Source organism: Streptomyces sp. NPDC085596 (genome assembly GCF_044541565.1).
In the GTDB taxonomy this organism is placed as follows: Bacteria; Actinomycetota; Actinomycetes; order Streptomycetales; family Streptomycetaceae; genus Streptomyces.
This window is the reverse complement of sequence record NZ_JBITTC010000001.1, coordinates 819,614-846,522: the sequence shown is the minus strand read 5'-3', so window position 1 is coordinate 846,522 and position 26,909 is coordinate 819,614. Positions and strand designations below refer to the sequence as shown.

The 26,909-nt window shown below is 70.0% G+C and carries 21 protein-coding genes and 2 tRNA genes; 15 read left to right on the top strand and 8 right to left on the bottom strand.

Translation table 11 applies throughout. From position 1 onward, the window contains the following. Positions 1–82 precede the first annotated feature (82 nt). Positions 83–760 carry a polyprenyl diphosphate synthase gene (gene uppS, locus ACIGA3_RS03845; RefSeq protein WP_399710792.1) on the top strand — a complete coding sequence of 226 codons (678 nt, stop codon included), beginning with the start codon at positions 83–85 and terminating at the stop codon, positions 758–760. Positions 761–796: 36 nt separating this feature from the next. After that, positions 797–2,203 carry an oxygenase MpaB family protein gene (locus ACIGA3_RS03840; RefSeq protein WP_399710214.1) on the top strand — a complete coding sequence of 469 codons (1,407 nt, stop codon included), beginning with the start codon at positions 797–799 and terminating at the stop codon, positions 2,201–2,203. A gap of 52 nt (positions 2,204–2,255) precedes the next feature. Here ACIGA3_RS03840 and ACIGA3_RS03835 read toward each other — a convergent pair whose 3' ends face one another. Both ACIGA3_RS03835 and ACIGA3_RS03830 read right to left on the bottom strand, forming a co-directional pair. Then, on the bottom strand, positions 2,256–3,272 hold the full coding sequence (locus ACIGA3_RS03835; protein ID WP_399710212.1) for an aspartate-semialdehyde dehydrogenase: 1,017 nt from the start codon (positions 3,270–3,272) through the stop codon (positions 2,256–2,258). A gap of 331 nt (positions 3,273–3,603) precedes the next feature. Then, entirely contained in the window at positions 3,604–6,897 is a 3,294-nt protein-coding gene (locus ACIGA3_RS03830) for a S8 family serine peptidase (protein ID WP_399710210.1), read from the bottom strand. A 200-nt stretch (positions 6,898–7,097) separates the two neighbouring features. Between ACIGA3_RS03830 and ACIGA3_RS03825 the strand changes: the two genes are divergently transcribed. Next, entirely contained in the window at positions 7,098–7,571 is a 474-nt protein-coding gene (locus ACIGA3_RS03825; RefSeq protein WP_399710208.1) for an NUDIX hydrolase, read from the top strand. A 6-nt stretch (positions 7,572–7,577) separates the two neighbouring features. Here ACIGA3_RS03825 and ACIGA3_RS03820 read toward each other — a convergent pair whose 3' ends face one another. Both ACIGA3_RS03820 and pepN read right to left on the bottom strand, forming a co-directional pair. After that, a complete protein-coding gene (locus ACIGA3_RS03820) occupies positions 7,578–8,615 on the bottom strand; it encodes a hypothetical protein (protein WP_399710206.1) in 1,038 nt (345 codons plus the stop codon). Between the two features lie 206 nt (positions 8,616–8,821). Further along, positions 8,822–11,392 carry an aminopeptidase N gene (gene pepN, locus ACIGA3_RS03815; RefSeq protein ID WP_399710205.1) on the bottom strand — a complete coding sequence of 857 codons (2,571 nt, stop codon included), beginning with the start codon at positions 11,390–11,392 and terminating at the stop codon, positions 8,822–8,824. A gap of 140 nt (positions 11,393–11,532) precedes the next feature. Between pepN and ACIGA3_RS03810 the strand changes: the two genes are divergently transcribed. Beyond that, positions 11,533–12,195, top strand: coding sequence for a DsbA family protein (locus ACIGA3_RS03810; RefSeq protein WP_399710203.1), 663 nt, complete (start codon positions 11,533–11,535; stop codon positions 12,193–12,195). 221 nt (positions 12,196–12,416) lie between these two features. On the opposite strand, the gene ACIGA3_RS03805 is transcribed toward ACIGA3_RS03810, so the two are convergent. Further along, positions 12,417–13,799, bottom strand: coding sequence for an amino acid permease (locus tag ACIGA3_RS03805; protein WP_399710201.1), 1,383 nt, complete (start codon positions 13,797–13,799; stop codon positions 12,417–12,419). A 308-nt stretch (positions 13,800–14,107) separates the two neighbouring features. Here ACIGA3_RS03805 and ACIGA3_RS03800 point away from each other — a divergent pair, with 308 nt between their 5' ends. Next, positions 14,108–14,686: a biotin transporter BioY gene (locus ACIGA3_RS03800; protein ID WP_399710199.1), complete on the top strand. Its 579-nt coding sequence runs from the start codon at positions 14,108–14,110 to the stop codon at positions 14,684–14,686. A gap of 355 nt (positions 14,687–15,041) precedes the next feature. Here the strand turns inward: ACIGA3_RS03800 and ACIGA3_RS03795 are convergent, their stop codons facing one another. Continuing rightward, complete coding sequence (locus ACIGA3_RS03795) at positions 15,042–16,466, bottom strand: amino acid permease (protein ID WP_399710197.1); 1,425 nt, start codon at positions 16,464–16,466, stop codon at positions 15,042–15,044. Positions 16,467–16,711: 245 nt separating this feature from the next. Between ACIGA3_RS03795 and ACIGA3_RS03790 the strand changes: the two genes are divergently transcribed. The 4 genes from ACIGA3_RS03790 to ACIGA3_RS03775 all read left to right on the top strand — a co-directional run bounded on the left by ACIGA3_RS03790 (position 16,712) and on the right by ACIGA3_RS03775 (position 19,994). Continuing rightward, the gene (locus tag ACIGA3_RS03790) at positions 16,712–17,197 is read left to right on the top strand and encodes a ribose-5-phosphate isomerase (protein WP_399710195.1); all 486 of its coding nucleotides are present in this window, start codon (positions 16,712–16,714) and stop codon (positions 17,195–17,197) included. Between the two features lie 63 nt (positions 17,198–17,260). Next, on the top strand, positions 17,261–18,070 hold the full coding sequence (locus ACIGA3_RS03785; protein WP_399710193.1) for an Fpg/Nei family DNA glycosylase: 810 nt from the start codon (positions 17,261–17,263) through the stop codon (positions 18,068–18,070). Between the two features lie 250 nt (positions 18,071–18,320). Beyond that, on the top strand, positions 18,321–19,493 hold the full coding sequence (locus ACIGA3_RS03780) for a PP2C family protein-serine/threonine phosphatase (protein WP_399710192.1): 1,173 nt from the start codon (positions 18,321–18,323) through the stop codon (positions 19,491–19,493). Between the two features lie 42 nt (positions 19,494–19,535). Beyond that, positions 19,536–19,994, top strand: a complete 459-nt coding sequence (locus tag ACIGA3_RS03775; RefSeq protein ID WP_399710190.1) for an HD domain-containing protein — start codon at positions 19,536–19,538, stop codon at positions 19,992–19,994. 8 nt (positions 19,995–20,002) lie between these two features. On the opposite strand, the gene ACIGA3_RS03770 is transcribed toward ACIGA3_RS03775, so the two are convergent. Continuing rightward, complete coding sequence (locus ACIGA3_RS03770; protein WP_399710188.1) at positions 20,003–21,145, bottom strand: acyltransferase family protein; 1,143 nt, start codon at positions 21,143–21,145, stop codon at positions 20,003–20,005. A 442-nt stretch (positions 21,146–21,587) separates the two neighbouring features. On the opposite strand from ACIGA3_RS03770, the gene ACIGA3_RS03765 reads away from it, so the two are divergent. Next, positions 21,588–21,782, top strand: coding sequence for a hypothetical protein (locus ACIGA3_RS03765; protein ID WP_399710186.1), 195 nt, complete (start codon positions 21,588–21,590; stop codon positions 21,780–21,782). Between the two features lie 76 nt (positions 21,783–21,858). Here ACIGA3_RS03765 and ACIGA3_RS03760 read toward each other — a convergent pair. Continuing rightward, positions 21,859–21,929 (bottom strand) — tRNA-Gly (locus tag ACIGA3_RS03760). A gap of 168 nt (positions 21,930–22,097) precedes the next feature. Between ACIGA3_RS03760 and ACIGA3_RS03755 the strand changes: the two genes are divergently transcribed. The 5 genes from ACIGA3_RS03755 to clpX all read left to right on the top strand — a co-directional run bounded on the left by ACIGA3_RS03755 (position 22,098) and on the right by clpX (position 26,873). Next, positions 22,098–22,174, top strand: a tRNA-Pro gene (locus ACIGA3_RS03755). Between the two features lie 175 nt (positions 22,175–22,349). Beyond that, complete coding sequence (gene tig, locus ACIGA3_RS03750; protein ID WP_399710185.1) at positions 22,350–23,723, top strand: trigger factor; 1,374 nt, start codon at positions 22,350–22,352, stop codon at positions 23,721–23,723. A gap of 353 nt (positions 23,724–24,076) precedes the next feature. Beyond that, positions 24,077–24,682: an ATP-dependent Clp protease proteolytic subunit gene (locus ACIGA3_RS03745; RefSeq protein ID WP_161183448.1), complete on the top strand. Its 606-nt coding sequence runs from the start codon at positions 24,077–24,079 to the stop codon at positions 24,680–24,682. A gap of 70 nt (positions 24,683–24,752) precedes the next feature. Then, on the top strand, positions 24,753–25,418 hold the full coding sequence (locus ACIGA3_RS03740) for an ATP-dependent Clp protease proteolytic subunit (protein ID WP_399710183.1): 666 nt from the start codon (positions 24,753–24,755) through the stop codon (positions 25,416–25,418). Positions 25,419–25,586: 168 nt separating this feature from the next. After that, on the top strand, positions 25,587–26,873 hold the full coding sequence (gene clpX, locus ACIGA3_RS03735; RefSeq protein WP_399710181.1) for an ATP-dependent Clp protease ATP-binding subunit ClpX: 1,287 nt from the start codon (positions 25,587–25,589) through the stop codon (positions 26,871–26,873). The last annotated feature ends 36 nt before the right edge of the window (positions 26,874–26,909 follow it).

Genomic DNA, 26,909 nt, shown 5'->3' with positions numbered 1-26,909 from the left:
CTCTTCTCCCTCTCCCGGCTCCGCCCGTCGTCGCCCGGAAGACGCCGGCCGGCGCGAGGTGCCGCGTCATGTCGCCTGCGTGATGGACGGAAACGGCCGGTGGGCGGCGCAGCGGTCGCTCCCGCGCACATCGGGGCACCGTGCCGCGGAGACGACGGTCATCGACGTCATCGAGGCGGCACGGGCGGCCGGAGTCGAGTGGCTGAGCCTGTACGCGTTCTCCACCGAGAACTGGCGGCGTCCGGACGCGGAGGTCGATTTCCTGCTGCGGCTGGTGCGTCAGGTGGTGCGCAAACACGCCCCCCTGCTGCACGCGCGCGGTATCCGCTGCCGGTTCCTGGGAGTGACGGATTCACGGATTCCCGCGGCGCTGGCCCAGGACTTCACCGACCTGATGACGCTGACCGGCGCGAACCGGGGAATGACGCTGACGGTCGCGTTCGATCACGGCGGGCGTGGGGACATCGTCGAAGCCGCTCGGTCGCTGATCCGCAGTGGGTTGCCGGCCGAAGGCGTGGACGAGACGGTGTTCGCCGCTCATCTGCCCTTCCCGGACACGCCCGATGTGGACCTGGTCATCCGTACCTCCGGTGAGCAGCGCATCTCCAACTTCATGCTCTGGCAGGTCGCCTACGCCGAGTGGATCTTCCCGCCGGTGCTCTGGCCCGACTTCCGCGCGCCGCACTTCGCGCAGTGCGTGCACGCCTATCGGCAACGGGACCGCCGCTTCGGCGGAGTGCGGTCCAACGTGAACGGATGACTCATGGATTCGTCGATCAGGGATGGTGACCCGCTCATGAGCCGGTTGGACGAGCATGGCGAACTCTTCAACGACCCGCGCTGGGCGCTGGCGCTCATCCGCGCGACCGTACTGGAGGCCGCTCACCCGCAGATCGGGGCGGCTCTCGTCGACCACTCGTCGTTCGTGACCCACCCCTGGCGGCGGCTGCGCAACACCTTTCTGAGCACGCAGCGCATGTTCGGCCCCGACGAGGAGGTACGACGCCGGGAGTCGGCGCGGCTCAACCGCCTGCACGCCCGGATGAACGGCACCGACGCGCAGAACCGGTCGTACAGCGCGATGGACCCCGACGCGCGCGCCTGGGTGGTGGCGACCATGTTCGAAAGTGCCGTCACCATGCACCGGCTGAGTGGACAAGCCCTTGAACAGGGCGCCATGGAACGGCTGTACACCGGATTCCAGGCGTTTCACACCGCCCTGGGCGACGATGCCGCCTTCCTGCCGCCGACCCTCCACGAGTTCTGGCCGTACTACGACCGCGTGGTCGAGGAGGAGCTGGAGAACACGGAGGCCATGCGCATCATCCTCTACAAGCTCTTCGATCATCTCCCCGCGCCGCCTCTGCTGGCCGGCCTGCCCACCCTGTGGGGGACCGGCCGGGCCATCGCGGGACCGGTCATCGGGGCGATCACCGTCGCCTCCCTGCCGGAGTCCTTCCGCCGCCGGGCCGGGCTTCCCGAAACACCCGGCGCGCAGACCCTGATGCACAGTACGTATCTCGCCGCAGGGCTGGCCCGCTTCCTCCCCGGCGGCTGGGTCCATGCCCAGGGCGTCGCCGATCTGCTGGCCCTCTCTCCCGAGAGCGACGACCCCCGTATGCGGACGGTCACCGCTCTGCGTGAGCAGATGAAACGCGCCGGCGCGCTGTTCCGGCTCATCACGCCCGTCCCCGCACAGCCCGCCCCGACCGGAGGAACCGGGACGCGGCGCAGCGCCGAGGAGTTCTTCCAGGAGGTCCTGGACCAGACCGGCGACGGCTGTCTCGACTGGCCGGACCTCGCCGCCATGGCCCGGGAGATCTCCACCCGCCTCGACCTGGACGAACCGGAGGAGACCAGGCTCTACAACGCCTACGCCGACTGGTGGCGGGAACTCCAGGCAGCCCTCGACACCGATGGTGACGGCCGGGTCAGCGCACAGGAGTACGCCGCCGCAGCTCCCTCCCTGGCCGGGCCCGCGCTGATCAGGGTCGCCGAGGTCCTCTTCGACGTCACCGACAAGGACGGGAACCAGCACATCGACGCGGACGAGTACCGGGCCCTGTTCCGCACCGCGTTCCACCGCGACACCGTCGACGCCGCCGGCGTGTACACGCGCAGCGCGTTCGTGAAGGACTTCCTCACCTTCATGTCCGGACGGCGGCGGTCCACCCCGTACGACCCACTGCTCACCGAGGCGTGACAGCGGCGCCCCAGGCACCCATGGGATGCCTGGGGCGCGCGCCCGCGTCCGGTCAGCCCTTCAGCTCGGCCGCCACCAGCTCCGCGATCTGCACCGCGTTCAGCGCGGCGCCCTTGCGGAGGTTGTCGTTGGAGATGAACAGGGCCAGGCCGTTGTCGACCGTCTCGTCGGAGCGGATGCGGCCCACGTACGACGGGTCCTGGCCGGCCGCCTGGAGCGGGGTCGGGATCTCGGACAGGGCGACACCCGGCGCCTGCGCCAGCAGCTCGGTCGCGCGCTCGACGGAGATCGGGCGGGCGAAGCGGGCGTTGACCTGGAGGGAGTGCCCGGAGAAGACCGGGACGCGCACACAGGTGCCGGAGACCTTCAGCCCGGGGATCTCCAGGATCTTGCGGGACTCGTTGCGGAGCTTCTGCTCCTCGTCGGTCTCGTATCGGCCGTCGTCCACGATGGAGCCGGCCAGCGGGAGCACGTTGAAGGCGATCGGGCGCTGGTAGACGCCCGGCTCGGGGAAGTCGACCGCGTCGCCGTCGTGGGTCAGCTTGTCGGCGTCGGCGATGACCTTCTGCGCCTGCCCGTGCAGCTCGGCCACGCCGGCGAGACCCGAGCCGGAGACGGCCTGGTAGGTGGCGACGACCAGCGCTTCGAGGCCGGCCTCCTCGTGCAGCGGACGCAGCACCGGCATCGCGGCCATCGTGGTGCAGTTCGGGTTGGCGATGATGCCCTTGGGGCGGTCCGCGATGGCGTGCGGGTTCACCTCGGAGACCACCAGCGGCACCTCGGGGTCCCGGCGCCAGGCCGAGGAGTTGTCGATCACGACCGGGCCCTGTGCGGCGACCTTCTCCGCCAGCGCCTTGGAGGTGGCGCCGCCCGCCGAGAAGAGCACGATGTCGAGGCCGGAGTAGTCGGCGTTCGCCGCGTCCTCCACCGTCACACCGTCCAGCACGGTCCCGGCCGAGCGGGCGGAGGCGAAGAGGCGCAGCTCGGTGACCGGGAAGTCCCGCTCCTTGAGGATCTTGCGCATGACCGTGCCGACCTGACCGGTGGCTCCGACGATTCCGACCCTCACGACGACTCCCTCTGTCTGTCCCAGTACCGGGTCACTTGCTTGACCGGCACTTTTCCATCATGCGGCCGACACAGGGCCGCGTGTCCAATCCTTTGTACGGGTGTGCCCGATGTGAGGGACACCCCTACGGGGCGGACGGCCCGCGGACCTGCGGTCCCGCGCCGGGAGCGGCCGCAGAAGTTCCCTCCCCCGGACCCGTCGGCCGCAAGCCGTGCTGTCCGGTCCCTGCCCGTCCGGCCCGGCGCCATACGGAGGTGTGACGCACGCCGCACACGCCGAAGGGGCGGGCGCCCACCAGGACGCCCGCCCCTTCCACCAGGGGATCAGCCGGTTACGGCGTGACCTTCCCGATCTGCACACTGGCGGTGCCCGCGACCGTGCCGCGCGCGTTCACCAGCTGGACGCGGCCGAAGAACTCGCGGCCCGCCGGGGCCTCGGCGGCGGCCGTGACCTTGCCGGACACGGTGGCCGAGGCGCCCGTGCCGAGCTTCACCGGGGCCGAGTCGTCGACCGTGACGGCGCCGAGCGCGTCGGAGAAGAACACGTCCCGGTAGTCGTAGTCGGTGGAACCGGCCGGGACCGAGTAGCCCACGACCTCGACCGTGTAGGTGCCCGCGGCGGGGGAGGGGATGGAGACGGCCTCCTCCGAGTCGCCGTCGGCGGACGTGCCGACCTGCTTGCCGGACGCGTCGTACACCGTGAGGTCGAGGTCGGCGGCCGGGTCCGAGACCTTGCCGATGGCCACGTCCAGGGACTTGGCGCCGGCCGGGACCTCGACCGTGGTGGTCGCGGTCTCGCCCTCCTTGATCGCCGGGCGGGCGGCCTTCGCGGAGCCGAGCGGGCCGCCGACCAGCTTGCCGTCGAGCGCGGCGTACTTGTTGGTGACCTTCCAGGACGCGGTGGCCGGGACGCCCACCTTGGCCTCGGGCACGGTCACGGTCTCCGGGTCGAAGGCCGCGCCGAGCACGGAGACGTCCAGCTTGTAGGGGTTGTCCAGCAGGGGCGAGGTGCGGCGCGCCTCGACCTCGACCTCCCAGACACCGGCCTGCGGGTCGGCGTAGGAGCGCACGTCGGGCTTGCAGCCGTTGCCGTCGAGGTAGTTGTTGTAGCAGTACGGGGTGCTGGTGTTGTCGACCGGCGTCCCGTAGGGGTGGATGGCGATGAACCGGGTCTGGCTGCCGGACTTCAGCCCGCCGATGGCGACCTCCAGCGACTTCGCGCCCTCGGGCACGGTCAGGAAGTACGAGCGGGTGCTGTTGCGCTGCACCGAGCCGGAGACGGAGCGGGTGTAGTCCACCGGGCTCGCCACCACGACCGTGCTGAGGATCTGCTTGTCGACGCCCACGGTCAGCGGGTCGTCGACCCGGAGGATCGCGCTCTTGAGCCCGGCCGACTTGGGAGCGGCCTCCACCTTGACGGTGACCGGCTGGTTCAGCGGCAGCCGCACCAGGGGGCTGCCGACGACGCGGAAGGTGTGCTCCGGGTCGTTGGCGAAGCTCAGCAGGTGCCAGACCGCGTGGTCCGCGCCGGTGGTGCGGGTGACCGTGACCTCGTACGTCTTGCGCTGGCCGGACTTCAGACCGCCCTCGCGGTCGTACAGGCCGGTGCCGAAGCCGGGGGTCTTCAGGGCGTAGTCGATCGCGGTGTCGACCGGAGCCTTCACCGAGTACTCGTGCGCCGAGGCGCCGAGCCGGATCGCGTCCCAGGCGTCCACGACGTCGATCAGGCCGGAGCCCTCCTCGTACGCCTGCGCGCCGCTGATGTGGTGCGCGGTCGAGGTGAGCGCGGTGCGCAGCACGGCCGGGGTGAGGTCGATCCGCTTCTGCTTGGCGGCGCTCAGCAGCAGCGCGCTCGCGCCCGCGGCCTGCGGGGACGCCATCGAGGTGCCCTGGAGCATCGAGTACCCGGCGGGCAGGGTGTAGCCCGCCTCGGCGACCGGGGAGCCGGGCAGCCAGGTCTGGGTGGTGTTGATCGCGGCGCCGGGCGCGGTGATGGTCGGTGTGAAGCCGCCGTCCTCACGCGGGCCGCGCGAGGAGAACGGCATCAGCGCGTACTTGGTGTCCACCGCCGAGCCGTAGTTCGAGGCCCAGGTCTCCTTGGAGATGGCGGCGCCGACCGAGATGACCTTGTCGGCCAGGCCGGGGTCGCCGATGGTGTTTGCGCCGGGGCCGGAGTTGCCGGCCGAGATGACGAGCTGGACGCCGTAGGTGTCGATGAGCCGGGTGTACAGCTCGGCGCGGGCGTTGTTGCCGTCGTTCAGCGCCGGGAGACCGCCGATGGACATGTTGACGATGTCCACGCCCCGGTTGGTCACCAGGTCGATCATGCCCTCGGTGAGGGCGACGTTGGTGCAGCCGCCGGACCAGGTGCAGGCACGCGAGGAGACGATCTTCGCGCCGGGCGCGGCACCGTTCATCTTGCCGCCGAACAGCCCGTTGGCGGCCGTGATGCCCGCGACATGGGTGCCGTGCTCGGACTCGATCACACCGATGTTGACGTAATCGGCCTTCGCGCCCGAGGAGTTGTAGACGACGTCCTTGCGGACCTCGACCACGAACGGGATGCGCTCGACGACGTCCGTCTTCGGGTCGTCGGTGCCGAAGTAGCCGACCTGGTAGCCGTCCTTGTACGCCTTCATCGGCGCGTTGTCGCCGAAGTCCAGGTCGTCGTCGGTGTCGACGCGGACCGTGCCGGTGGCCGGGTCGTACAGCACGCCCCAGGCGTCGGTGGTGTCACCGTCGCGGTTGAGGTCGCCCTGCATGTCGCCGCCGGTGGTGGCGGACTCGTACAGGTAGTTGAACTTGTACGAGCCGGCCGGGGCCTTGAAGGTCTCCGCGTTCGCGCCGGAGCCGACCGCGAAGGAGGGTCCGGAGACCGCCGCGGTCATCCGCCGCCAGGTGCCGTCGCCGTCGCTCACCGGGTCGGTCGCGGTGACCCAGTCCACGATCTTGCGCTCACCGGTGGTGGTCTTCTGGAGCGCCGGGTGGCCGAGGTCCACACCCGAGTCCAGGATGCCGATGGTGACCCCGCGTCCGTCCGCCTTCGGGTGGTCCTCGACGAAGTCGACGGCACCGGTCTCGAAGGACGGGTTGTACGGGTTCTTCGCCGGGGTCTTGCTGCCGGGTGCCGGGTAAGTCACGGCCGTACGGCTGTTCTTGGCGTCCTTCGCGGTGTCCGCGCCCGGCGCCGGGTCGTCCAGCGGGATCTCCTGGCGCAGGTCGATCGCGTGCACCGAGGACAGCTTGGCCGCGGCGGCGATGACCGAGTCCGCCTTGGCGGTCGGGACGGTGGCGCGGACGTAGCCGACCTTGTCGAAGGTGCGGCCCACGGTGCCGACCGCGTCCAGCTGCGAGGCGACCTGCTCGGTGCCGCCCGGCGCGGTGGCGATCATCATCGTGACGCTCTTGGCGCCGTCCGCCTTGGCCTCCGCGAGCCGGTCGGCGTCGTCCGGACCGAGCTTGCGGGGCGCGGACTTGGCGCCGGGGTCGGTGGGCGGCGCGTCGGCGGCGAGGGCCATCGGCACGGGGCCGGCCGCACAGAGGGCGGCCACCACGCCGGCGGCCAGGCTCAGACGCGCCAGGCGTCTCGGGCCGGGTATCGGATCACGGTCGGGGGAGTGGGTCATCGCATCCCTTAGTCGGTGAGGGTTGTCCGCGAGGTCCAGTGCCGGACCAGCGCAGCCTTTCCCAAGCGACCGAATTTTGGGGTTCGTTGACCGAATCGAGATCCATGTATGGGGAAAACCCGCGATGCGATGTGTGCGGTTGGGGACCGAATAAGCACGAATTCACTCGGTTCCCGGGTGGAGCGCGCTAACGTCCCCGCATGCGACGTAAGTTGAGGGTGGCGGCCTACGCCGTGTGTGTCCGGGACGGACAGCTCCTGCTCGCCCGCTCGCCCGCGCCGGGAGGCGGCCACGAGTGGGTACTGCCGGGCGGCGGCGCCGAGTTCGGCGAGGACCCGTACGACACCGTGCGCCGCGAGGTGGCCGAGGAGACCGGCTACCGGGTCGAGGTGACCGACCTGCTCGGTGTGCACACCGGCCGGGTGGTGCTGCCCGGCCGCTTCCCCGGCCGCGCCGTCGACCACCATGGCGTACGGCTGCTGTACGCCGCGCGCGTCACCGGCGGTGAACTCCGGTACGAGGTGGGCGGTTCCACCGACTTCGCCGCCTGGCACGACCTGTCCGCCGTGTCCGAGCTGACACGGGTCTCCCTGGTCGACACCGCCCTGCGCCTGTGGCGCGAACGCCCGCCCACCGGCCGCCTGGACACCGGGCCGCCGGTCGGGACGCGCTGAGCCGCACTACCGGGGCAGGACGATCACGTAAGCGGCCGGGTCGCGGTCACCGGCGGCCATCAGCGCCGTACGGACCACCGCGGCCTGCTGCTCCGGCGACTCCCGGAGCTTCTTCGGGGTGATGTGCACGACCGTGATCCCGAGCCGCTCCAGGTGCTCCCGCTTGCGGGCGTACTCCGACCAGGTCGCGTCCTCGTCCTGGCGCGGGGCCCGGGTGTCCAGCTCGACGGCGACCGCCTGCTCCGGCCAGTAGGCGTCAAGACCGCCCAGGTGGGGGCCGCCGGGCAGCCGCAGGTCCACGTTCCACACCGGGTCGGGCAGCCCCTGCTCGGTGACCATGCGGTACAGCCGGTCCTCGGCGACCGCGCGGCCCTCGGCCACCAGTGATTCCACCGCGTCCGCCACATGGGCCCGGCCCATCAGCTTCGCCTGGGTCAACTCCCTTACCAGCGCGGCCGGATCGCAGTGGCCGTCGCGCACCGCCTCGGTCAGCAGCCGCCGTACGGTGTCCGCGTCCGTCAGGTGGGCCACCGCGTCCGCCACCGCCCGCGCCACCGGCGCCACCGGCAGCCCCGCCACCGGCCGCGCGACGGGGAGGTCCGGGGTGCGCACCACGCGCACGTACCCGGTCGAGCGCAGCCGGCGCAGCCTCGGTACCAGGACGTCGATCCGTTCCAGGGCCACCAGTGGAGGCGAGGACGGCAGGCCGTGCAGGGTCAGCGCGGCCAGGCCGGTGAGCATCGCCTCGGCGTAGGCCGCGCGGTGCGCGTCGCCCGCGCCCGGCTGGGCGGGCACCCCGGGCGTGGACTCGCGGGAGGCGTACAGCAGCGCGCCGTGCAGGCGCTCCTCGCTCGTGGGCGCCCCGGAGTGCAGCAGGACCACGTTGGGCAGCAGCAGCCGCCAGGGCCCGTCGGCCCGGCACCGCTCGTTCAGTTCGGCCGTCGTCACCCCGTGGGTGCGCAGCTGGGCGGCGGTCAGGACCCGGCGGTGGATCTCGGTGAGGTGGCGGAGCGGGCGGGGGGAGAGCGGGGTGTCGTGCGTCATGGCTCTGGAATGCCCCACTTCCGGCCCACCCGTAACCGCTGTTACACATCCGTCGAGAAATGCGGACAACACGGTACTAAAGGACGGGTGTTCGGGTGCCGAGTAGGCGGCGAAAACCCCTGGTCCGTTCGGGGAGGACCAGGGGTTACGGGCTGCCGTGCCCGGATTCCGTAACGGTCACCGGGCGATGAAGCTCAGGCCAAAGCTCACTGGCCGGCGTCGCACTCCTGTGCGCGCAGCGCCCGCGCCAGGTCGTCCCGCGCCTCCAGCACCAGCCTGCGCAGCGCCGGGGCCGCGTCCGCGTGCTCCGCCAGCCACGCGTCCGTCGCCGCCAGCGTCCCGGGCCGGTCCTGGTACACCGGGAACAGCCCGTTGACGATGTGCATGGCGATCTGGATCGACCGCTCCCGCCACACCCGCTCGATCGCCGCGAAGTACTTCTCCGCGTACGGCGCCGTCAGCTCCCGCTGCCCCGGCCGGTCGAAGCCCGCGATGGTCGCCTCCACCAGCGCGTTGGACAGCGCGTCCGACTCCACGACCTGCGCCCACGCCTGCGCCTTGACCGCCGCCGAGGGCCGCGCGGCCAGGCAGCGCACCTGGTGGCGCTTGCCCGACGCGGTGTCGTCGCGGGCCAGTTCGGCCGCGAGCACCTTCTCGTCCACCACTCCGTGCGCGGCGAGCGGCTCCAGGAACGCCCAGCGCAGCTCCTGGTCCAGGGCCAGGCCCTCGACGGTCTCGGTGCCGTCCAGCAGCTCCTTCAGCAGGGCCAGGTCGGCCGGGCCGGAGGCGACCGTGGCGAAGAACCGTGCCCAGGCCAGCTGCTGTTCGCTGCCCGGCCCGGCCCCCCGCAGCTCCTTCAGCGCGCCCTGCGCCAGCAGCTCGCCGCCCGTCGCCCGCCACTCGGGGGCCGCGTACCGCTCCAGCGCGGTGCCGGCCCAGGCGTGCAGCATCTGGAGCACGCCGATGTCGGACTCCCGGCCCGCGAACCGCAGCACCAGCGCCACGAACTCCCGCGCGGGCAGCAGGCCGTCCCGCGTCAGGTTCCACAGCGCCGACCAGCACAGGGCGCGGGCGAGGGGGTCGGTCAGATCGCCGAGGTGCTCGCGGAGGGTGGCGAGCGAGGTCTCGTCGAAGCGGATCTTGCAGTAGGTGAGGTCGTCGTCGTTCACCAGCACCAGGTCCGGGACCTCGGCGCCGGCCAGCTCGGGCAGTACCGTGCGCGGGCCCTCGACGTCGGCCTCCGTGCTCCGGTAGCGCTCCAGCGTGCCGTGCTCGGTGCGCCGGTACAGCCCCACCTTCACCCGGTGCGGGCGCAGCTCGGGGTGGGACTCGGGGGCCTCCTGGAGCACGGCCAGCTCGTCGATCCGGCCCTCGGGGCTCACCAGCACCTGCGGGGTGAGGGAGTTGACGCCCGCCGTCTGGAGCCACGAGCGGGCCCACGCCGACATGTCCCGGCCGCTGGTCTCCGCCAGCACCGACAGCAGGTCCGCCAGCCGGGTGTTGCCGTAGGCGTGCCGCTTGAAGTAGCGCCGGGCGCCCTCCAGGAAGGCGTCCTGGCCCACGTAGGCCACCAGTTGCTTGAGGACGGAGGCGCCCTTGGCGTAGGTGATGCCGTCGAAGTTGAGCTTGGCGTCCTGGAGGTCGCGGATGTCGGCGGTGATGGGGTGCGTGGAGGGCAGCTGGTCCGCGCGGTACGCCCATGCCTTGCGGCGGTTGGCGAACGTCGTCCAGGCGTCCTTGAAGCGGGTCGCGCCCACGTTGCCGAAGGTGCCCATGAAGTCCGCGAAGGACTCCTTCAGCCACAGGTCGTCCCACCAGACCATGGTGACCAGGTCGCCGAACCACATGTGCGCCATCTCGTGCAGGATCACATTGGCCCGCGCCTCGTACGACGCCTGCGTGACCTTGCCCCGGAAGACGAACTCCTCCCGGAAGGTGACCAGTCCGGGGTTCTCCATCGCCCCGAGGTTGTACTCCGGCACGAACGCCTGGTCGTACTTCCCGAAGGGGTACGGGTAGTCGAAGTGCTCGTGGAAGAAGTCCAGTCCCTGCTTGGTGATCAGGAAGATGTCGTCGGCGTCGAAGTAGGGCGCCAGCCCCTTGCGGCACATCGCGCCGAGCGGGATCTCCAGCTTGCTCCCGTCGTCGAGCACCCGCTCGTAGGAGTCCGTCACATAGTGGTACGGGCCCGCGACCACACAGGTGATGTACGTCGAGATCGGCTTGGTCTCCGCGAACCGCCAGACACCGTCGGTGAGTTCACCGGCGCCGTTGCTCCACACCGTCCAGCCCTCGGGGGCGCGGACCTCGAAGCGGAAGGGCGCCTTGAGGTCGGGCTGCTCGAAGTTCGCGAACACCCGCCGGGAGTCGGCCGGTTCGTACTGGGTGTAGAGGTAGACCTCGCCGTCCTCGGGGTCCACGAAGCGGTGCAGGCCCTCGCCGGTGCGGGAGTAGGCGCACCGGGCGTCCACGGTCAGCTCGTTGTCGGCGGCCAGGTCCGTGAGCGCGATCCGGGTGCCGTCGAACACCTCGCCGGGGTCGAGGTCGCGGCCGTTGAGCGTCACCGAGGTCACGTCCGGCGCGATCAGGTCGGCGAAGGAGGAGGCACCCGGTTCGGCGCAGCGGAAGCGGATCGTGGTCACCGAGCGGAAGGTGCGGGGCTCGCCGCCGGACTCGCCCACGGCGGAGCGCAGGTCCAGCGCCACGTCGTACCCGTCGACCGACAGCAGGGCGGCCCGTTCGCGGGCCTCGTCGCGGGACAGATTCTCACCGGGCACGGGCGGCACTCCCTTGTGGTCGCAAGATGCGGGGCACTGAACGGCACGATCCTGCCATGTGGCCCTGACCGGCGGCATCGGGGAATTGGGGGGCCGGGGGCGATGTTGGCGCTGGGAAAGACCTTTTCGCGAGGAGAGACATGTCCGAGACCGCGACCACGTCGGGCAAGACCCCGGTGGATTTCTGGTTCGACCCGCTCTGCCCCTGGGCCTGGATGACCTCCCGCTGGGTGCTGGAGGTGGAGAAGGTCCGTGACATCGAGGTGCGCTGGCACATCATGAGCCTCGCCGTCCTCAACGAGGACCGGATCGACGAGCTGCCCGAGGAGTACCGGGAGATGCTCGCCACCAAGGCGTGGCAGCCGGTCCGGGTGGTCACCGCCGCCTGGCAGAAGCACGGCGTGGACGTCCTCGGCCCGCTCTACACCGCCCTCGGCACCCGTATCCACAACGAGGGCGAGGGCCCGAGCCGCGAGGCCGTCGAAGGCGCGCTCGCGGAGGTCGGCCTGCCCGCCGACCTGATCGACTACTTCGACCAGACCGACTTCGAGTTCGACGCCGAGCTGCGCGCCTCCCACAAGGAGGGCATCGAGAAGGTCGGCCAGGACGTGGGCACCCCGGTCATCGCGGTCCCCGGCCCCGACGGCGAGCAGATCGCCTTCTTCGGCCCCGTGGTCACCCCCGCTCCCAAGGGCGAGGAGGCGGCCCGCCTGTGGGACGGCACCCTCGCGGTCGCCTCCGTACCGGGCTTCTACGAGCTGAAGCGCAGCCGCACGGTCGGCCCGGACTTCAGCAACCTCTAGCCGGTACCTGAAGAAGCCCCCTGTGAGTCATGTCCTCACAGGGGGCTTCCTTCATCCGCCCGCCGGTGAAGGCTGAGAAGACGATCACGAGGCGGGACGCTCCGAGGCTTATTGCAAGCCTGTTGCAACTGCACGCTAGCAACAAAAGACCGGCGGTGGGGGAAGGGGGCGACACGAAGGCCCCCACATGTGGTCACGTGGGGGCCTTCGGCGGGGGTGGGTCAGCGCCGGGCGCGCGCCCGCTGCCGGATGTACCCGGCCGCCGCCAGGGCCAGCGTCAGGCCGCCCGTGGAGTACAACTGCACCCGGGTGTCGGACTGCTCGGCCATCAGGACCAGGATCACCACCATGCCCAGCAGCGCGGCCCAGGTCAGCCAGGGGAACGCCCACATCCGCACGGCGGGCGGCGCCTCACCGGCACGCTCGGCGCGGCGGCGCAGCAGGAGCTGGGAGACGCCGACGAAGATCCAGACGACCAGGATGACCGCGCCGATCATGTTCAGCAGCCACATGAACACGTCGTCCGGGCGCCAGTAGCTCAGCAGCACACAGCCGAAGCCGAAGACGGACGAGACCAGGACCGCGATCCGGGGCACCCCGCCGGACACCTTCGCCAGCACCCGCGGACCCAGGCCCCGCTGGACCAGGGAGTGCAGCATGCGCGAGGAGCCGTAGATGTTGGCGTTCATCGCGGAGAGCAGTGCGGCCAGCACCACGACGTCCATCACGCGGCCGGCGCCGGGGATGCCGAGGCTGTCCAGGGCGGCGACGTACGGGCCGCGCTCCACGACCTCCTTCGAGTCCCACGGCACCAGGGTCACCACGACGGCCATCGATCCGATGTAGAACAGCGCGATCCGCCACATCGTGGTGCGCACCGCGCTCGTCACACCCCGGACCGGGTCCTCGGACTCGGCGGCCGCGATGGTGACCGTCTCCAGGCCGCCGTACGCGAACACCGACGCGAGCAGGCCGAGGACGAGGCCCTGGCCGCCGTTGGGCAGGAGGTCGGTGAGGTGGGAGGTGCCGGGGGAGTGGGTGCCGGGCAGCACGCCCGCGATGGCCAGCACGCCGAGCAGCAGGAACGCGCAGATCGCGGCGACCTTCAGGGCGGCGAACCAGAACTCGAACTCCCCGAAGTTCTTCACCGAGGTCAGGTTCGCCCCGCAGAAGATCAGCATGAACAGCGCGACCCAGGCCCACTGCGGGGTCCCCGGCAGCCAGCCGCTGACGATCTTCCCGGCCCCGATGCCCTCCAGGCCGACCACCGTGCACTGCATGACCCAGAAAGACCAGCCGACCGTGAAGCCGGCCCACGGTCCGATCGCCCGCTCGGCGTGCGCGGAGAACGAGCCGGACGACGGGTACGCCGACGACAGCTCGCCCAGCATCCGCATCACCAGCAGGACCAGCAGGCCGGAGAGGGTGTAGGCGACGACGATGGAGGGCCCCGCCGCGGCGATACCGGCGCCGGAGCCGACGAACAGTCCCGCGCCGATCACCCCGCCCAGGGCGATCATGGACAGGTGGCGCTGTTTGAGGCCGGAGGAGAGCGGGACGCCCTGCTTCTGCTCCTGGGGCGCTTGCGTGGTGGTGCTGGGCATCGGCGCGGCTCGTCCAGTGCGGTAGGTGGGTAAAAACTCCCCCAGTCTGGGTGAAGTCGCCCCACTGTCGCCGGAAGCGCCCACGATGCGGACGATCGGCTTACGGAATGCTTACGTCCGTTTACTTCGCGCTGCGGGGCGCGGTGACCGGTATCACGCTTGTTCCGGTGTAAGACGCATCCTTTGTGCGAAGCCCACCAAGCCCCTGTTCACGCCTTTGTCGAGCACAGACGGTGATCGGTGCGTAAGGGCCGGTATAGCGTCACGGTGTTGCCCCCTGTCCCTGTCCACACACCCGCGGAGTCCCCATGAGCACCGCCAGCGTCACCGCTCGGCCCGGCGCCGTCCTCGCCGACCTCCTTCCCACCTCGCGCGTGCGCGACGCCGCCCTCGTGCTCGGCGGCGCGGCGCTCACCGGTCTCGCGGCCCAGATCGCGGTGCCGGTGCCCGGCTCCCCGGTGCCGGTGACGGGACAGACCTTCGCCGCGCTGCTGGTCGGCACGACGCTCGGCGCCCGCCGCGGCTTCGCCGCCCTCGCGCTGTACGCCGCCGCGGGCCTGGCCGGGGTGCCGTGGTTCGCCCAGGGCGGCTCCGGCGCCTCCGTCTCCTTCGGCTACGTCCTCGGCATGCTCCTCGCCGCCGCGGCCGTCGGCGCCCTCGCCCGCCGAGGCGCGGACCGCTCCCCGCTGCGCATGGCCGGCACGATGCTCCTCGGCGAGGCCATCATCTACGCCGTCGGCGTCCCCTACCTCGCGGTGACGGCCCACATGTCCGCGACGGCGGCCATCGCGGCCGGCCTCACCCCCTTCCTCATCGGCGACGCCCTGAAGGCGGCGCTGGCCATGGGCGTCCTCCCCACGGCGTGGAAGCTGACGAACAAGAGCTGACCTCTCCCCCGAAGGCCCGCCCGACCCACCCACGAGGTGACCGGGCGGGCCTTCGCCGTTTAGGCGGGGCACACGGGCGCCCTGGGGGCACGTGGTGGACGGGGCGCGCTACGGGGGCTGGGGCGCCGCCCGACCTGGGCGGCGGCTGCCCCGCGTCCCTGGAGAGGTGAGTGCGCCGCTGCCCGGCCTGGCCGACGCAAGGCATCGGCCCACGGTGGGCGGGCGGCCTCCCCCTGGTCGGGCAGCGCCCCGCAGATGCCCTGGCCCAGCCCCCGGCCGCCGCCCGCGTGGGCGCAAGCAGAAACCCGGTGCCACGAGGGAATCCCTCGTGGCACCGGGTTTCAGTGAGCGGGTCTCAGGCCGCGGGCACCTTCTCCGGGTCCTCCGTGGCCGGGATCTCCGACTGGCCGCGCTTGGCCGTCACCGACTGCTTCACGAAGGCGATGATCAGGACGACCGCCGCCACCATCAGGGACAGCAGAACCGTCTCGCGGCCGTCATGCTCCGTGTCGGTCAGCATGTAGCCGAGGACGAAGACGATCAGCGCGGCCGTGGCCCAGGTGAGGTACGGGTACAGCCACATCTTCACGACGAGCTTCTCCGGCGCCTCCCGCTGGATGATCTTCCGCATCCGCAGCTGCGAGAAGCAGATGACCAGCCACACGAAGAGCGCGACCGCACCGCTGGAGTTGACCAGGAACAGGAAGACCGAGTCCGGGAACTTGTAGTTGAAGAACACCGCGACGAAGCCGAACAGCACCGAGGCCAGGATGGCCGCCATCGGCACACCGCGGGAGTTGGTCCGCGCGAACGCCTTGGGAGCGTCACCCCGCTGACCGAGCGAGAACGCCATCCGGGACGCCGTGTACAGACCCGAGTTCAGACAGGACAGCACCGAGGTCAGCACGATGAAGTTCATGATCTGACCGGCGTGCGCGATACCGAGGGAGTTCAGCGCGGCGACGTAGGAACCGTCGGTCTTGATCGACGGGTCGTTCCACGGCAGCAGCGAGACCACGACGAGGATCGAGCCCAGGTAGAAGACCGCGATACGCCAGATGATGCTGTTGGTCGACTTGGTGACCGCGCGCTGCGGGTTCTCCGACTCACCGGCCGCCAGCGTGGCGATCTCGCTGCCCATGAAGGAGAAGACGACCAGCAGCACACCGGTGAGGATCGCGCCCGGACCGTGCGGCAGGAAGCCGCCGTGCGCGGTGAGGTTGCTCAGCCCGGCCTTGTCGCTGTGGGCACCCGGCAGCACACCGAAGACGGCCAGCGCGCCGACCACGATGAACGCGCCGATCGCCACGACCTTGATCCCGGCGAACCAGAACTCGAACTCACCGTAGGAGCCGACCGAGACCAGGTTGGTGGCCGTGAGCACCAGCATCACGATCAGCGCCCAGCCCCATTGCGGGACCGCCGGTATCCAGCCCTCGAGGATCTTCGCGCCTGCCGTCGCCTCGACGGCGAGCACCACGACCCAGAAGAACCAGTACAGCCAGCCGATGGAGAAACCGGCCCAGCGACCCAGCGCACGGTCGGCGTGCGCGGAGAAGGAGCCGGAGGTCGGGTTCGCCGCGGACATCTCGCCCAGCATCCGCATCACGAGGACGACGAGCGTGCCGACGAGGGCGTAGGACAGCAGGATGCCGGGGCCCGCCGTGGCGATACCCGTACTGGAGCCGACGAAAAGGCCGGCACCGATCACACCACCGATGGCGATCATCGACAGGTGACGGTTCTTGAGACCTGCTTGCAGCCCGGAACCTTGGGACATGGACGGAATTCCTTTGCGCCAGGTGGAGCGACTCCCGTACGAGCGGCGGTGCAGTCGTACGACGTCGTACGGGGCCTCGCACGAGCGGTGTACGAGGCGGTCCAGTGAATCTGAGGGGAACGAATTCGGGAACCTCTGAATCCGGATTGTTACTTGAGCTTTCCTTGAGGTTCTATGGCCCGTCTCACATATCCCCTATCGAACCCGGAGCTGCTGCCCGGAATCGGGCGTGGCACACTCGGTCCATGCGCGTGTACCTCGGCTCCGACCATGCGGGCTACGAACTCAAGAACCACCTCGTCGAGTGGCTGAAGGCGGCGGGCCACGAGCCCGTCGACTGCGGGCCGCACATCTACGACGCCCAGGACGACTACCCGCCCTTCTGCCTGCGGGCGGCTGAGCGCACGGTGGCCGACCCCGGCTCCCTCGGCATCGTCATCGGCGGTTCCGGCAACGGCGAGCAGATCGCCGCCAACAAGGTGAAGGGGGTGCGCGCCGTCCTCGCCTGGAGCGAGGCCACCGCCGCGCTCGGCCGCGAGCACAACGACGCCAACGTCATCGCCGTCGGCGCCCGGCAGCACACCGAGGACGAGGCGACCAAGTTCGTCGAGATCTTCCTGAACACCCCGTTCACCGGCGAAGAGCGCCACGCCCGCCGCATCGACATGCTGACGGACTACGAGAACACCGGCGACCTCCCGCCTATCCCGGCGCACCACCCCCAGCAGTAACGCCGCGCCGCCCCCGCCGCCGACCGCGGCGGGGGCCCGCGACCCGAGGAAGGACGCCCGGCCTTGCCAGAAGGGCACACGATCCACCGGCTGGCGCAGGACTACGCCGAGCGCTTTTGCGGCACCGCCCCGCTGGTGACCAGCCCCCAGGGCAAGTTCGCCGACGCCGCCGAGCTGCTGGACGGCGCCGAGCTGACCACCACCGACGCCCACGGCAAGCACCTCTTCCTCGGCTTCCGCGACAGCGACTGGGTCCACATCCACCTCGGCCTCTTCGGCAAGGTCGCCTTCGGCCCGGCCCCCGCGCCCCCGCCGACCGACACCGTCCGGCTCCGGCTGGCGAACGACACCGCCTACGTCGACCTGCGCGGCCCCACCACCTGCGCGCTGATCACCGACGCCGAGAAGCGCGCCGTCCACGACCGCCTCGGGCCGGACCCGCTGCGCCCCGACGCCGACCCGGCCGCCGCCTACGAGCGGATCAGGCGCAGCCGCACCTCCGTCGCCGCGCTGCTGATGGACCAAAAAACCATCGCCGGCGTCGGCAACGTCTACCGCGCCGAGGTCCTCTTCCGGCACGGCATCGACCCCTACCGCGCCGGCCGCGACCTCACCCCGGCCGAGTGGGACACGATCTGGGCCGACCTCGTGGCGCTGATGCGCGACGGTGTCCGCGACAACCGCATCGACACCGTCCGCCCCGAACACACCCCCGAGGCGATGGGCCGCCCGCCCCGCGTCGACGACCACGGCGGCGAGGTCTACGTCTACCGCCGGGCCACCCTGCCCTGCCACGTCTGCGGCACCGAGATCCGTACCGCCGGCCTCGCCGCCCGCAACCTCTTCTGGTGCCCGGCCTGCCAACTCGGCTGACCCGTGCGCCCCGTGCGCATCCGTGAACCGGTCGTGCGCCCCGTTCCGTCGTGCCAGGCCCGCAGCCTGCCGCCGAACAGGGCGGGGAATTTCCGCCGGGTGGCAGCGCGACGGCCTTCAGTGCCGTTCACTGTGTAGTCGGACCGCGTGGTCGAAACGCGGGGCCGAAACACGAAGTGGAGCCTCGCACGGGGGACAAGTGGGACCTCCCGTGCCGTGCGGCCGGTTGGATGGATAGGGTCCCGAACTGATGGCAGCAGGACGAGAACGGCGCGCGAAGGCCGAGACGTTCACGGCCCGGTGGAAGATGCAGTGGCACCGGGTCCGCGTCGCGCTGCGCAGAAGCGCCGTGGACTACTTCCGCGGCGACGGCCCCGACTGGATCGCCCTGGTCGGCCTGCTCCTCACCATTCCCGCGTTCATGGCCCTCACACTGGCCAACTCCGTCTGGTGTTCCCCGGCCACGCTGGTCATCCCGATCGTCGCGGGCGGCCTGCTGCTGCGCCCCGCCAGCCTGCTCGGTCTCTACGCGACCGCCGCCGGCGCCCTCATCGTGGAATCGGTGCGGCTCGGCCCGTACACCGAGGGACCGTCCAGGGTCACCCCCGGGATCGTGCTGGTCGTCGCCGCCTGCGGCCTCTTCGGGCTGCTGACCGCGCAGTTCCGCAGCCGGGTCGGCGTGCCCTGGCGGCGCGGCGGCACCATGCTCTTCGACCTGCGCGAACGCATCCGGGCCCAGAGCGAACTGCCCAAGCTGCCCAGGGGCTGGCACCAGGAGATGGCGCTGCGCCCGGCGGGCGGCCAGTCCTTCTCCGGTGACTTCGTCGTCGCCGCCCGCACCAACAACGGCCGCACCCTGGAGGTCGTCCTCACCGACGTCTCCGGCAAGGGCATGGACGCCGGTTCGCGCGCCCTGCTGCTGTCCGGCGCCTTCGGCGGCCTGCTCGGCTCGCTGCCCCCGCACTCCTTCCTGCCCGCCGCCAACGGCTACCTGCTCCGCCAGGACTGGGACGAGGGCTTCGCCACCTCCATCCACCTCGTGCTCGACCTCGACTCCGGCGACTACGAGCTCTACTCCGCGGGCCACCCGCCGGGCCTCCAGCTCAGCGCGGGCACCGGCCGCTGGGAGGAGACGGCCGCCGAGGGCCCGCTCCTCGGGGTGTACGACGGCGCCCAGTTCGACTCCATGAAGGGCACCCTGCGGCCCGGCGACGTCCTGATGCTCTTCACCGACGGTCTGGTGGAAGCCTCCGACCGGGACATGGTCGAGGGGATCGACCGCCTCACCGGCGAAGCGGACCGCTATGTCGCGGGCGGCTTCCACGGTGCCGCCTGGCACCTCATCGAGGCCGTCGCCAAGGACGTCAACGACGACCGCGCGCTGCTGCTGATCTGCCGCGAGGCATCCGCGCCCGTCCGCTGAACTCCCGGCGCGGCACTGAACTCCCGGTGGAACACTGGGCCGATGACACCGACCCCGCTCTCCCTGGCCCAGGTCGAGGCCCTCGCCCGCCGCGCCCACGCCGGACAGACCGACAAGGCGGGCCGTCCCTACGCCGAACACCTCGCCGCCGTCGCCGAGGGCGTACGGGTACGCGGTGGTGACGAGGAGCAGATCGCGGCGGCCTGGCTGCACGATGCCGTCGAGGACGACGCGCTCACCGAGGAGTGGCTGGCCGGTGCCGCACTCACCCCGCGCACCAAGGCCATCGTGCTCGCCCTCACCAAGCGGGCCGGCGAGGCGCCCGAGGAGTACGCGCGCCGCATCCTCGCCACACCGGGCGCCGAACTGGTCAAGCGGTCCGACCTCGCGCACAACGCCGACCCGGCCCGCCTCGCGGTGCTGGACGAGCCGACCCGCATGCGACTGACCGAGAAGTACACGCGGATGCGCGCGCTTCTCGGCCGGCCGGAAGGGGGTTAGGGGAGCCGCTACACGCCGGCCTTCTCCGGTACGGGCTGCTTCGGCCCGCCGTGCTGACGCTCCCGCGCCTGCTGGGCGGGGTCCTTCTTGAACGCCCACTCCATCTTCGGCTCCATCACGAACCGGAACACCCGGCGTACCGGAGCCGTGCACAGCACCGTGACGACCGTGACCGCGAAGGACGTCACCAGGATCGCGCCGAGCGGGGTGTGCAGCCAGTGGGCGTCGTACCAGCCCTGCCAGCGGGTGTACTTGAGGACGAAGCCGTGCAGCAGATAGCCGCAGATCGTGCCCGTGCCCAGCGAGGTGAACCACATCCGGCGCCCCGGCACCCAGGCGAGGAAGCAGGCCGTCAGGACCACCGAGCAGGCGAACAGGGCCAGCGTCATCAGCGGCCCGTACCACCACGGCGCGCCCATCTCCTGGGCGGCGTCCCGGCGGTAGAACCAGCCGAAGTTCAGGTGGGGCACCACCAGCCAGGCGAAGGCCAGCGCACCCGCCACGACGGGCACCGAGGCGATGCGCATCGCACGGGTGCGCACCCGCTGGAAGTGCTCCGGCTTCAGGCACAGCCCCAGCACGAAGCAGGGAAGGAACTGCAACAGCCGCTGGAAGTCCAGGTCGTTGCTGATCGCGGGGGAGACGGTCGCCAGCATGGCGATGCCGAGGGCCAGCGGCAGTGGTTGGCGCACGACCTTCCACAGCGGGGTCGTCAGCCGCCACACGAACAGCGCCGCCAGGAACCAGCACAGGAAGTACGGGTCGAGCAGGGTGATCCCCGTCTCGGAGTCCTGGCCGAAGTGATCGCGGAAGAGGGAGTAGACCGTCTCGAAGACGACGTACGGCACGGCGACACCGGTGATCAGCCGCTTCAGCCGGTCCGGGCGTATGTCGAAACTGCGCGAGAAGTAGCCGGAGATGATGATGAACGCCGGCATGTGGAAGGTGTAGACGAAGATGTAGAGCGCGCGGAGTATCCGGCTGTCCGAGTACAGCGCCTCCCACGAGTGCCCCATCGCCACGAGCACGATCGCCAGGTACTTCGCGTTGTCGAAGAACGAGTCGCGCTTCCTGGCGGATCTCTCCGGCGGCTGAGCCGGGGGGCGCATGGGCGCGCGGGTCTGGCCGTGGGACGGGGCGGCGTCGAACATCTCAGGCACCCTAGCCTCGCGTGTGTGAGTCCGTAAAACCATCGAGGTCATTCGCGTTTACCGGCTTCGGATACCCCAAAAATCGCGTAACTTTCCTGCGGGCGCAGGGTGATGGCGGGCACAACAGGGTTGATTATTTGCCCCTCGATGTACCGATTCATCCATCCGAATTAGGTCATAGTCGACCCGCGCCCGCTCAATTCGAATTACCCGCACCGCCGATGTGTGGGTATGGAAATGATGTTGAGCAATTCCCGTCGCCAACAACGCGGGTGAGCCGTCGAATTGCCGTGCGGGGCGTCGCCCGCGCCGGACCGGTTCACCGACGATGTGTCACGAGCCGCATACAGAGGGCTGGTTGGTGGCACGATGGTTCTGGCGGAGGTGTGCTGCACGGTGCCTCCAGGCCGGGAGAGCGAACCGACCGAGGGTGTGATCAGTTGTGGCCATTTCACTGTCCGTGGTGTTGCTGTTGGCGATCATCCTGGTGGTGTTGATGCGAGGAGGGAACATCAAGGCGGGCCCGGCCATCGTGGCGATGCTCTTCGGCTTCTTCCTCGCCTCCACCGGGATGGCGCCCTCCATCAGCCGCTTCATGCAGTCGATAGCGGAGATGGTCAACTCGATCAGCTTCTGAGGGGCCCTCGCGCCCCCGGGAACGACTCAGGGGCCCGGCGCCGCCGAAACGGCTGCCGGGCCCCTGAGTCATGAAGAGCGGGCGACGGGAATCGAACCCGCGTAGCTAGTTTGGAAGACTAGGGCTCTACCATTGAGCTACGCCCGCGAGGAGCGCACCGCGCGTCGGTGACCGCGGTACTGGAGCATCGTAGCGGGTCCCTCGGCGCGGAGGCCAACGTGACGTGCCACGGAGCGCCCGCGGCACGGCACCCGGTGCCGCGCGCGACGCGGCGACGCGCCCGTCCGGGGCATGTACCCTACGACTCGCACCAGACGGGGTGTGGCGCAGCTTGGTAGCGCGTCCGCTTTGGGAGCGGAAGGCCGTGGGTTCAAATCCCGCCACCCCGACCACTTGGCTCACGGTGTCGTGATGATCGCCTTTTGGGGCGCTGACCGGCTGCGGTTACTATGCAGGTTGCGCGCCCGTGTGTCCGGCCTCATGGCCTGCTACTCCTCCGGGCGGCTATCGGCCGGTGCCCTCTGGCTCCGGCAGAACCCAAGAAGTCAGCCACAAGGAGACCGAACCGTGAAGAGCGCCGTGGAGACCCTGAACCCGACTCGGGTTCGGCTCACTGTCGAGGTGCCCTTCGAGGAGCTCAAGGACAGCCTCGACGCGGCGTACCAGAAGATCAACCAGCAGGTCACGGTGAAGGGCTTCCGCAAGGGCAAGATCCCGGCCCGCGTCATCGACCAGCGGTTCGGTCGTGGTGCCGTGCTCGAGGAGGCCGTCAACGACGCGCTCCCGAAGTTCTACACCGAGGCGGTCAACGAGGCCGAGCTGACCCCGCTGGGCCAGCCCGAGGTCGACATCACCGAGCTGAAGGACGGCGAGACGCTGAACTTCACCGCCGAGGTCGACATCCGCCCGACCGTGGAGATCCCGGACTACTCCGGCATCGAGGTCGAGGTCGACGCCATCGAGGTCAGCGACGAGGACGTCGAGAAGTCGGTCGAGCAGCTGCGTGAGCGCTTCGCCTCCACCTCCCCGGTCGAGCGTGCCGCCGAGGACGGCGACGTCATCACGATCGACCTCGAGGCCAAGGTCGACGGCGAGGTCCTGGAGGACGGCGTCGCGAGCGGCGTCTCGTACACCATCGGCTCCGGCGAGCTGCTCGACGGCATCGACGACGCCGTCAAGGGCCTGTCCGCCGGCGAGGAGGGCACCTTCACCTCCGAGCTGAAGGGTGGCTCCGCCGCGGGCCGCGAGGCCGAGGTCACCGTCAAGGTCACCCAGGTCGCCGCCCGTGAACTGCCCGCGCTGGACGACGATTTCGCGCAGCTCGCCTCCGAGTTCGACACCCTGGACGAGCTGAAGGCCGACAGCACCAAGCGCCTGGCCAACATGAAGCAGTACGACCAGGCCACCCAGGCCCAGGAGCGCGTGCTCGACAAGCTCCTCGAGCTGGTCGAGGTCCCCGTCCCCGAGAAGCTCCTCGAGGACGAGGTCAACACCCGCAAGCACAACCTGGAGCACCACCAGCTCGGCCAGATGGGCCTGACCCTCGACAAGTACCTGGAGATCCAGGGCAAGACCGCCGAGGAGTTCGACACCGAGACCCGTGAGGCCGCGGTCAAGGGCATCAAGACCCAGTTCGTCCTGGACGAGCTGGTGAAGAAGGAGAACCTCGGCGTCAACCAGGAGGAGCTCACCGAGCACCTCATGCGCCGCGCCGCCTCCTCCGGCATGTCCCCCGACCAGTTCGCCCAGGCCGTCGTCGAGGGCGGTCAGGTTCCGCTGCTCGTCGGCGAGGTCGCCCGCGGCAAGGCCCTGGCCGTCGTCGTCGAGGCCGCCACGGTCAAGGACACCAACGGCGAGATCGTCGACCTGGACGACGAGGACGAGGAGACCACGGAGGTCACCGAGACCACCGAGGTCGCCGACGAGAAGACCGAGGGCTGAGCCCCAGGCACCTCAGCCTGACAGCAGGCCCCCGGGAGCGCGTCTCCCGGGGGCCTGCTGTCTTGGTTCAGGTGCGGTTGCCCAAGGGGCGCGGGGCTGTGTCGATCTGCGGCTCCGCCGCGGGGCGCGACAAGCCACAACGCACCCGCACCCGGCGTCACAGCTCACCCCCATGGCGCTCTACGCCCCCGGCGAACACCTGCTTCTGCGGGATTCACCGGGGGGACCAGAGCGTTAGGGTCCATGAATACGGGGGGCAGGGGAGTCAGCCGACCCCGCCAAGCCCCCGGCAGGACGACGTGAGACGGCCCGGCGCCGTCGTAAGACGAGCAGGTGGATACGTGACGAATCTGATGCCCTCCGCCGCCGGCGAGCCCTCCATCGGTGGCGGCCTCGGTGACCAGGTCTACAACCGGCTGCTGGGCGAGCGGATCATCTTCCTCGGCCAGCAGGTCGACGACGACATCGCCAACAAGATCACCGCACAGCTGCTCCTCCTCGCCGCCGACCCCGAGAAGGACATCTACCTCTACATCAACAGCCCCGGCGGCTCGGTGACGGCCGGCATGGCGATCTACGACACCATGCAGTACATCCCGAACGACGTGGTCACGATCGCCATGGGCATGGCGGCCTCGATGGGCCAGTTCCTGCTCACCGGCGGCGCGGCCGGCAAGCGCTTCGCGCTGCCGCACGCGGACATCATGATGCACCAGGGCTCCGCGGGCCTCGGCGGTACGGTCTCGGACATCAAGATCCAGGCCGAGTACCTGCTGCGCACCAAGAAGCGCATGTCCGAGCTGACCGCCCAGCACTCCGGCCAGACGGTGGAAGCGATCATCCGAGACGGCGACCGCGACCGCTGGTTCACCCCGGAAGAGGCCAAGGAGTACGGTCTCATCGACGAGATCATCACGCACGCCTCGGGTGTTCCGGGAGGCGGCGGCACCGGTGCCTGACCGGCCCGGCCGCGCCACGCACCGCCACCACCGACAGCTCCCAGAACGCCACCAGGACGGTGAACACCCCATGAACGACTTTCCCGGCGCCGCCAGCGGCATGTACGAGGGCCCCCGCCCCGACAGCCGTTACATCATCCCGCGCTTCGTCGAGCGCACTTCCCAGGGCGTCCGCGAGTACGACCCGTACGCGAAGCTCTTCGAGGAGCGCGTGATCTTCCTGGGCGTCCAGATCGACGACGCCTCCGCCAACGACGTCATGGCGCAGCTGCTGTGCCTGGAGTCGATGGACCCCGACCGGGACATCTCGATCTACATCAACAGCCCCGGCGGTGACATGACGGCCCTGACGGCCATCTACGACACCATGCAGTTCGTGAAGCCCGACATCCAGACGGTGTGCATGGGCCAGGCGGCCTCGGCCGCGGCCATCCTGCTCGCCGCCGGTACCCCCGGCAAGCGCATGGCGCTGCCCAACTCGCGGGTGCTGATCCACCAGCCGGCGGGCTCCACGGGGCGCGGTCAGCTCTCCGACCTGGAGATCATCGCCAAGGAGTTCACCCGGATGCGTGAGCAGCTGGAGGACATGCTGGCCACGCACACCAACCGGCCGCTCGAGAAGATCCGCGAGGACATCGAGCGCGACAAGATCCTCACGGCCGAGGAGGCGCTGGAGTACGGCATCGTCGACCAGATCATCTCCACCCGCAAGTTGAACAACGAATCGGTCCGCTGACCGCGGTTGCGCACGTCCGGGCCCTCTTGGCAGGGTGCACGTCAAAGTGAACCCTGCCAAGGGGGGCCCGAACACCGGGCCCGGCAAGGTACCGTCGACATAAGGCAGCACCAGGAGCCGCTGGATCTTCAGTGTCCAGTCGTCTCCCAGGCGAAGGGGAAGCACACCGTGGCACGCATCGGTGACGGCGGCGATCTGCTCAAGTGCTCGTTCTGCGGCAAGAGCCAGAAGCAGGTCAAGAAGCTCATCGCAGGTCCCGGTGTGTACATCTGCGACGAATGCATCGATCTCTGCAACGAGATCATCGAGGAAGAGCTGGCGGAGACCAGCGAGGTGCGCTGGGAGGAACTCCCCAAGCCCCGCGAGATCTACGAGTTCCTCGAGAGCTATGTGGTCGGTCAGGAACCGGCCAAGAAGGCCCTCTCCGTCGCGGTGTACAACCACTACAAGCGGGTCCAGGCCGGTGAGAACGGCGGCGGCCAAGGCCGCGAGGACGCCATCGAGTTGGCGAAGTCCAACATCCTCCTGCTCGGCCCCACGGGCTCCGGCAAGACCCTGCTGGCCCAGACCCTGGCCCGCATGCTCAACGTCCCCTTCGCCATCGCGGACGCCACCGCGCTGACCGAGGCGGGGTACGTCGGCGAGGACGTCGAGAACATCCTGCTGAAGCTCATCCAGGCCGCCGACTACGACGTCAAGAAGGCCGAGACGGGCATCATCTACATCGACGAGATCGACAAGGTCGCCCGGAAGAGCGAGAACCCGTCGATCACGCGCGATGTCAGCGGCGAGGGCGTCCAGCAGGCCCTGCTGAAGATCCTGGAGGGCACCACCGCCTCGGTGCCGCCGCAGGGCGGACGCAAGCACCCGCACCAGGAGTTCATCCAGATCGACACGACGAACGTGCTGTTCATCGTGGGCGGTGCCTTCTCCGGCCTGGAGAAGATCATCGAGGCGCGGGCCGGCGCGAAGGGCATCGGCTTCGGCGCCACCATCCGCTCCAAGCGCGAGCTGGCGGCCAAGGACATCTTCGAGGACATCATGCCGGAGGACCTGGTGAAGTTCGGGATGATCCCCGAGTTCATCGGCCGTCTCCCGGTCATCACCTCGGTGCACAACCTCGACCGCGAAGCCCTGCTGAAGATCCTGGTCGAGCCGCGCAACGCCCTGGTCAAGCAGTACCAGCGGCTCTTCGAACTCGACGGTGTGGAGCTGGACTTCGAGCGCGAGGCGCTGGAGGCCATCGCGGACCAGGCCATCCTCCGCCAGACCGGCGCGCGCGGCCTGCGCGCCATCATGGAGGAGGTCCTGATGTCGGTGATGTACGAGGTGCCGTCCCGCAAGGACGTGGCCCGCGTCGTCATCACGGCCGACGTCGTCCACTCCAACGTCAACCCGACGCTGATCCCGAGGGACTCCCGCGGGCGCGGCCAGGGCGAGCAGAAGACCGCGTAGCCCAGCAGCCGTACATGTGAGAAGGGCCCCGGCCGA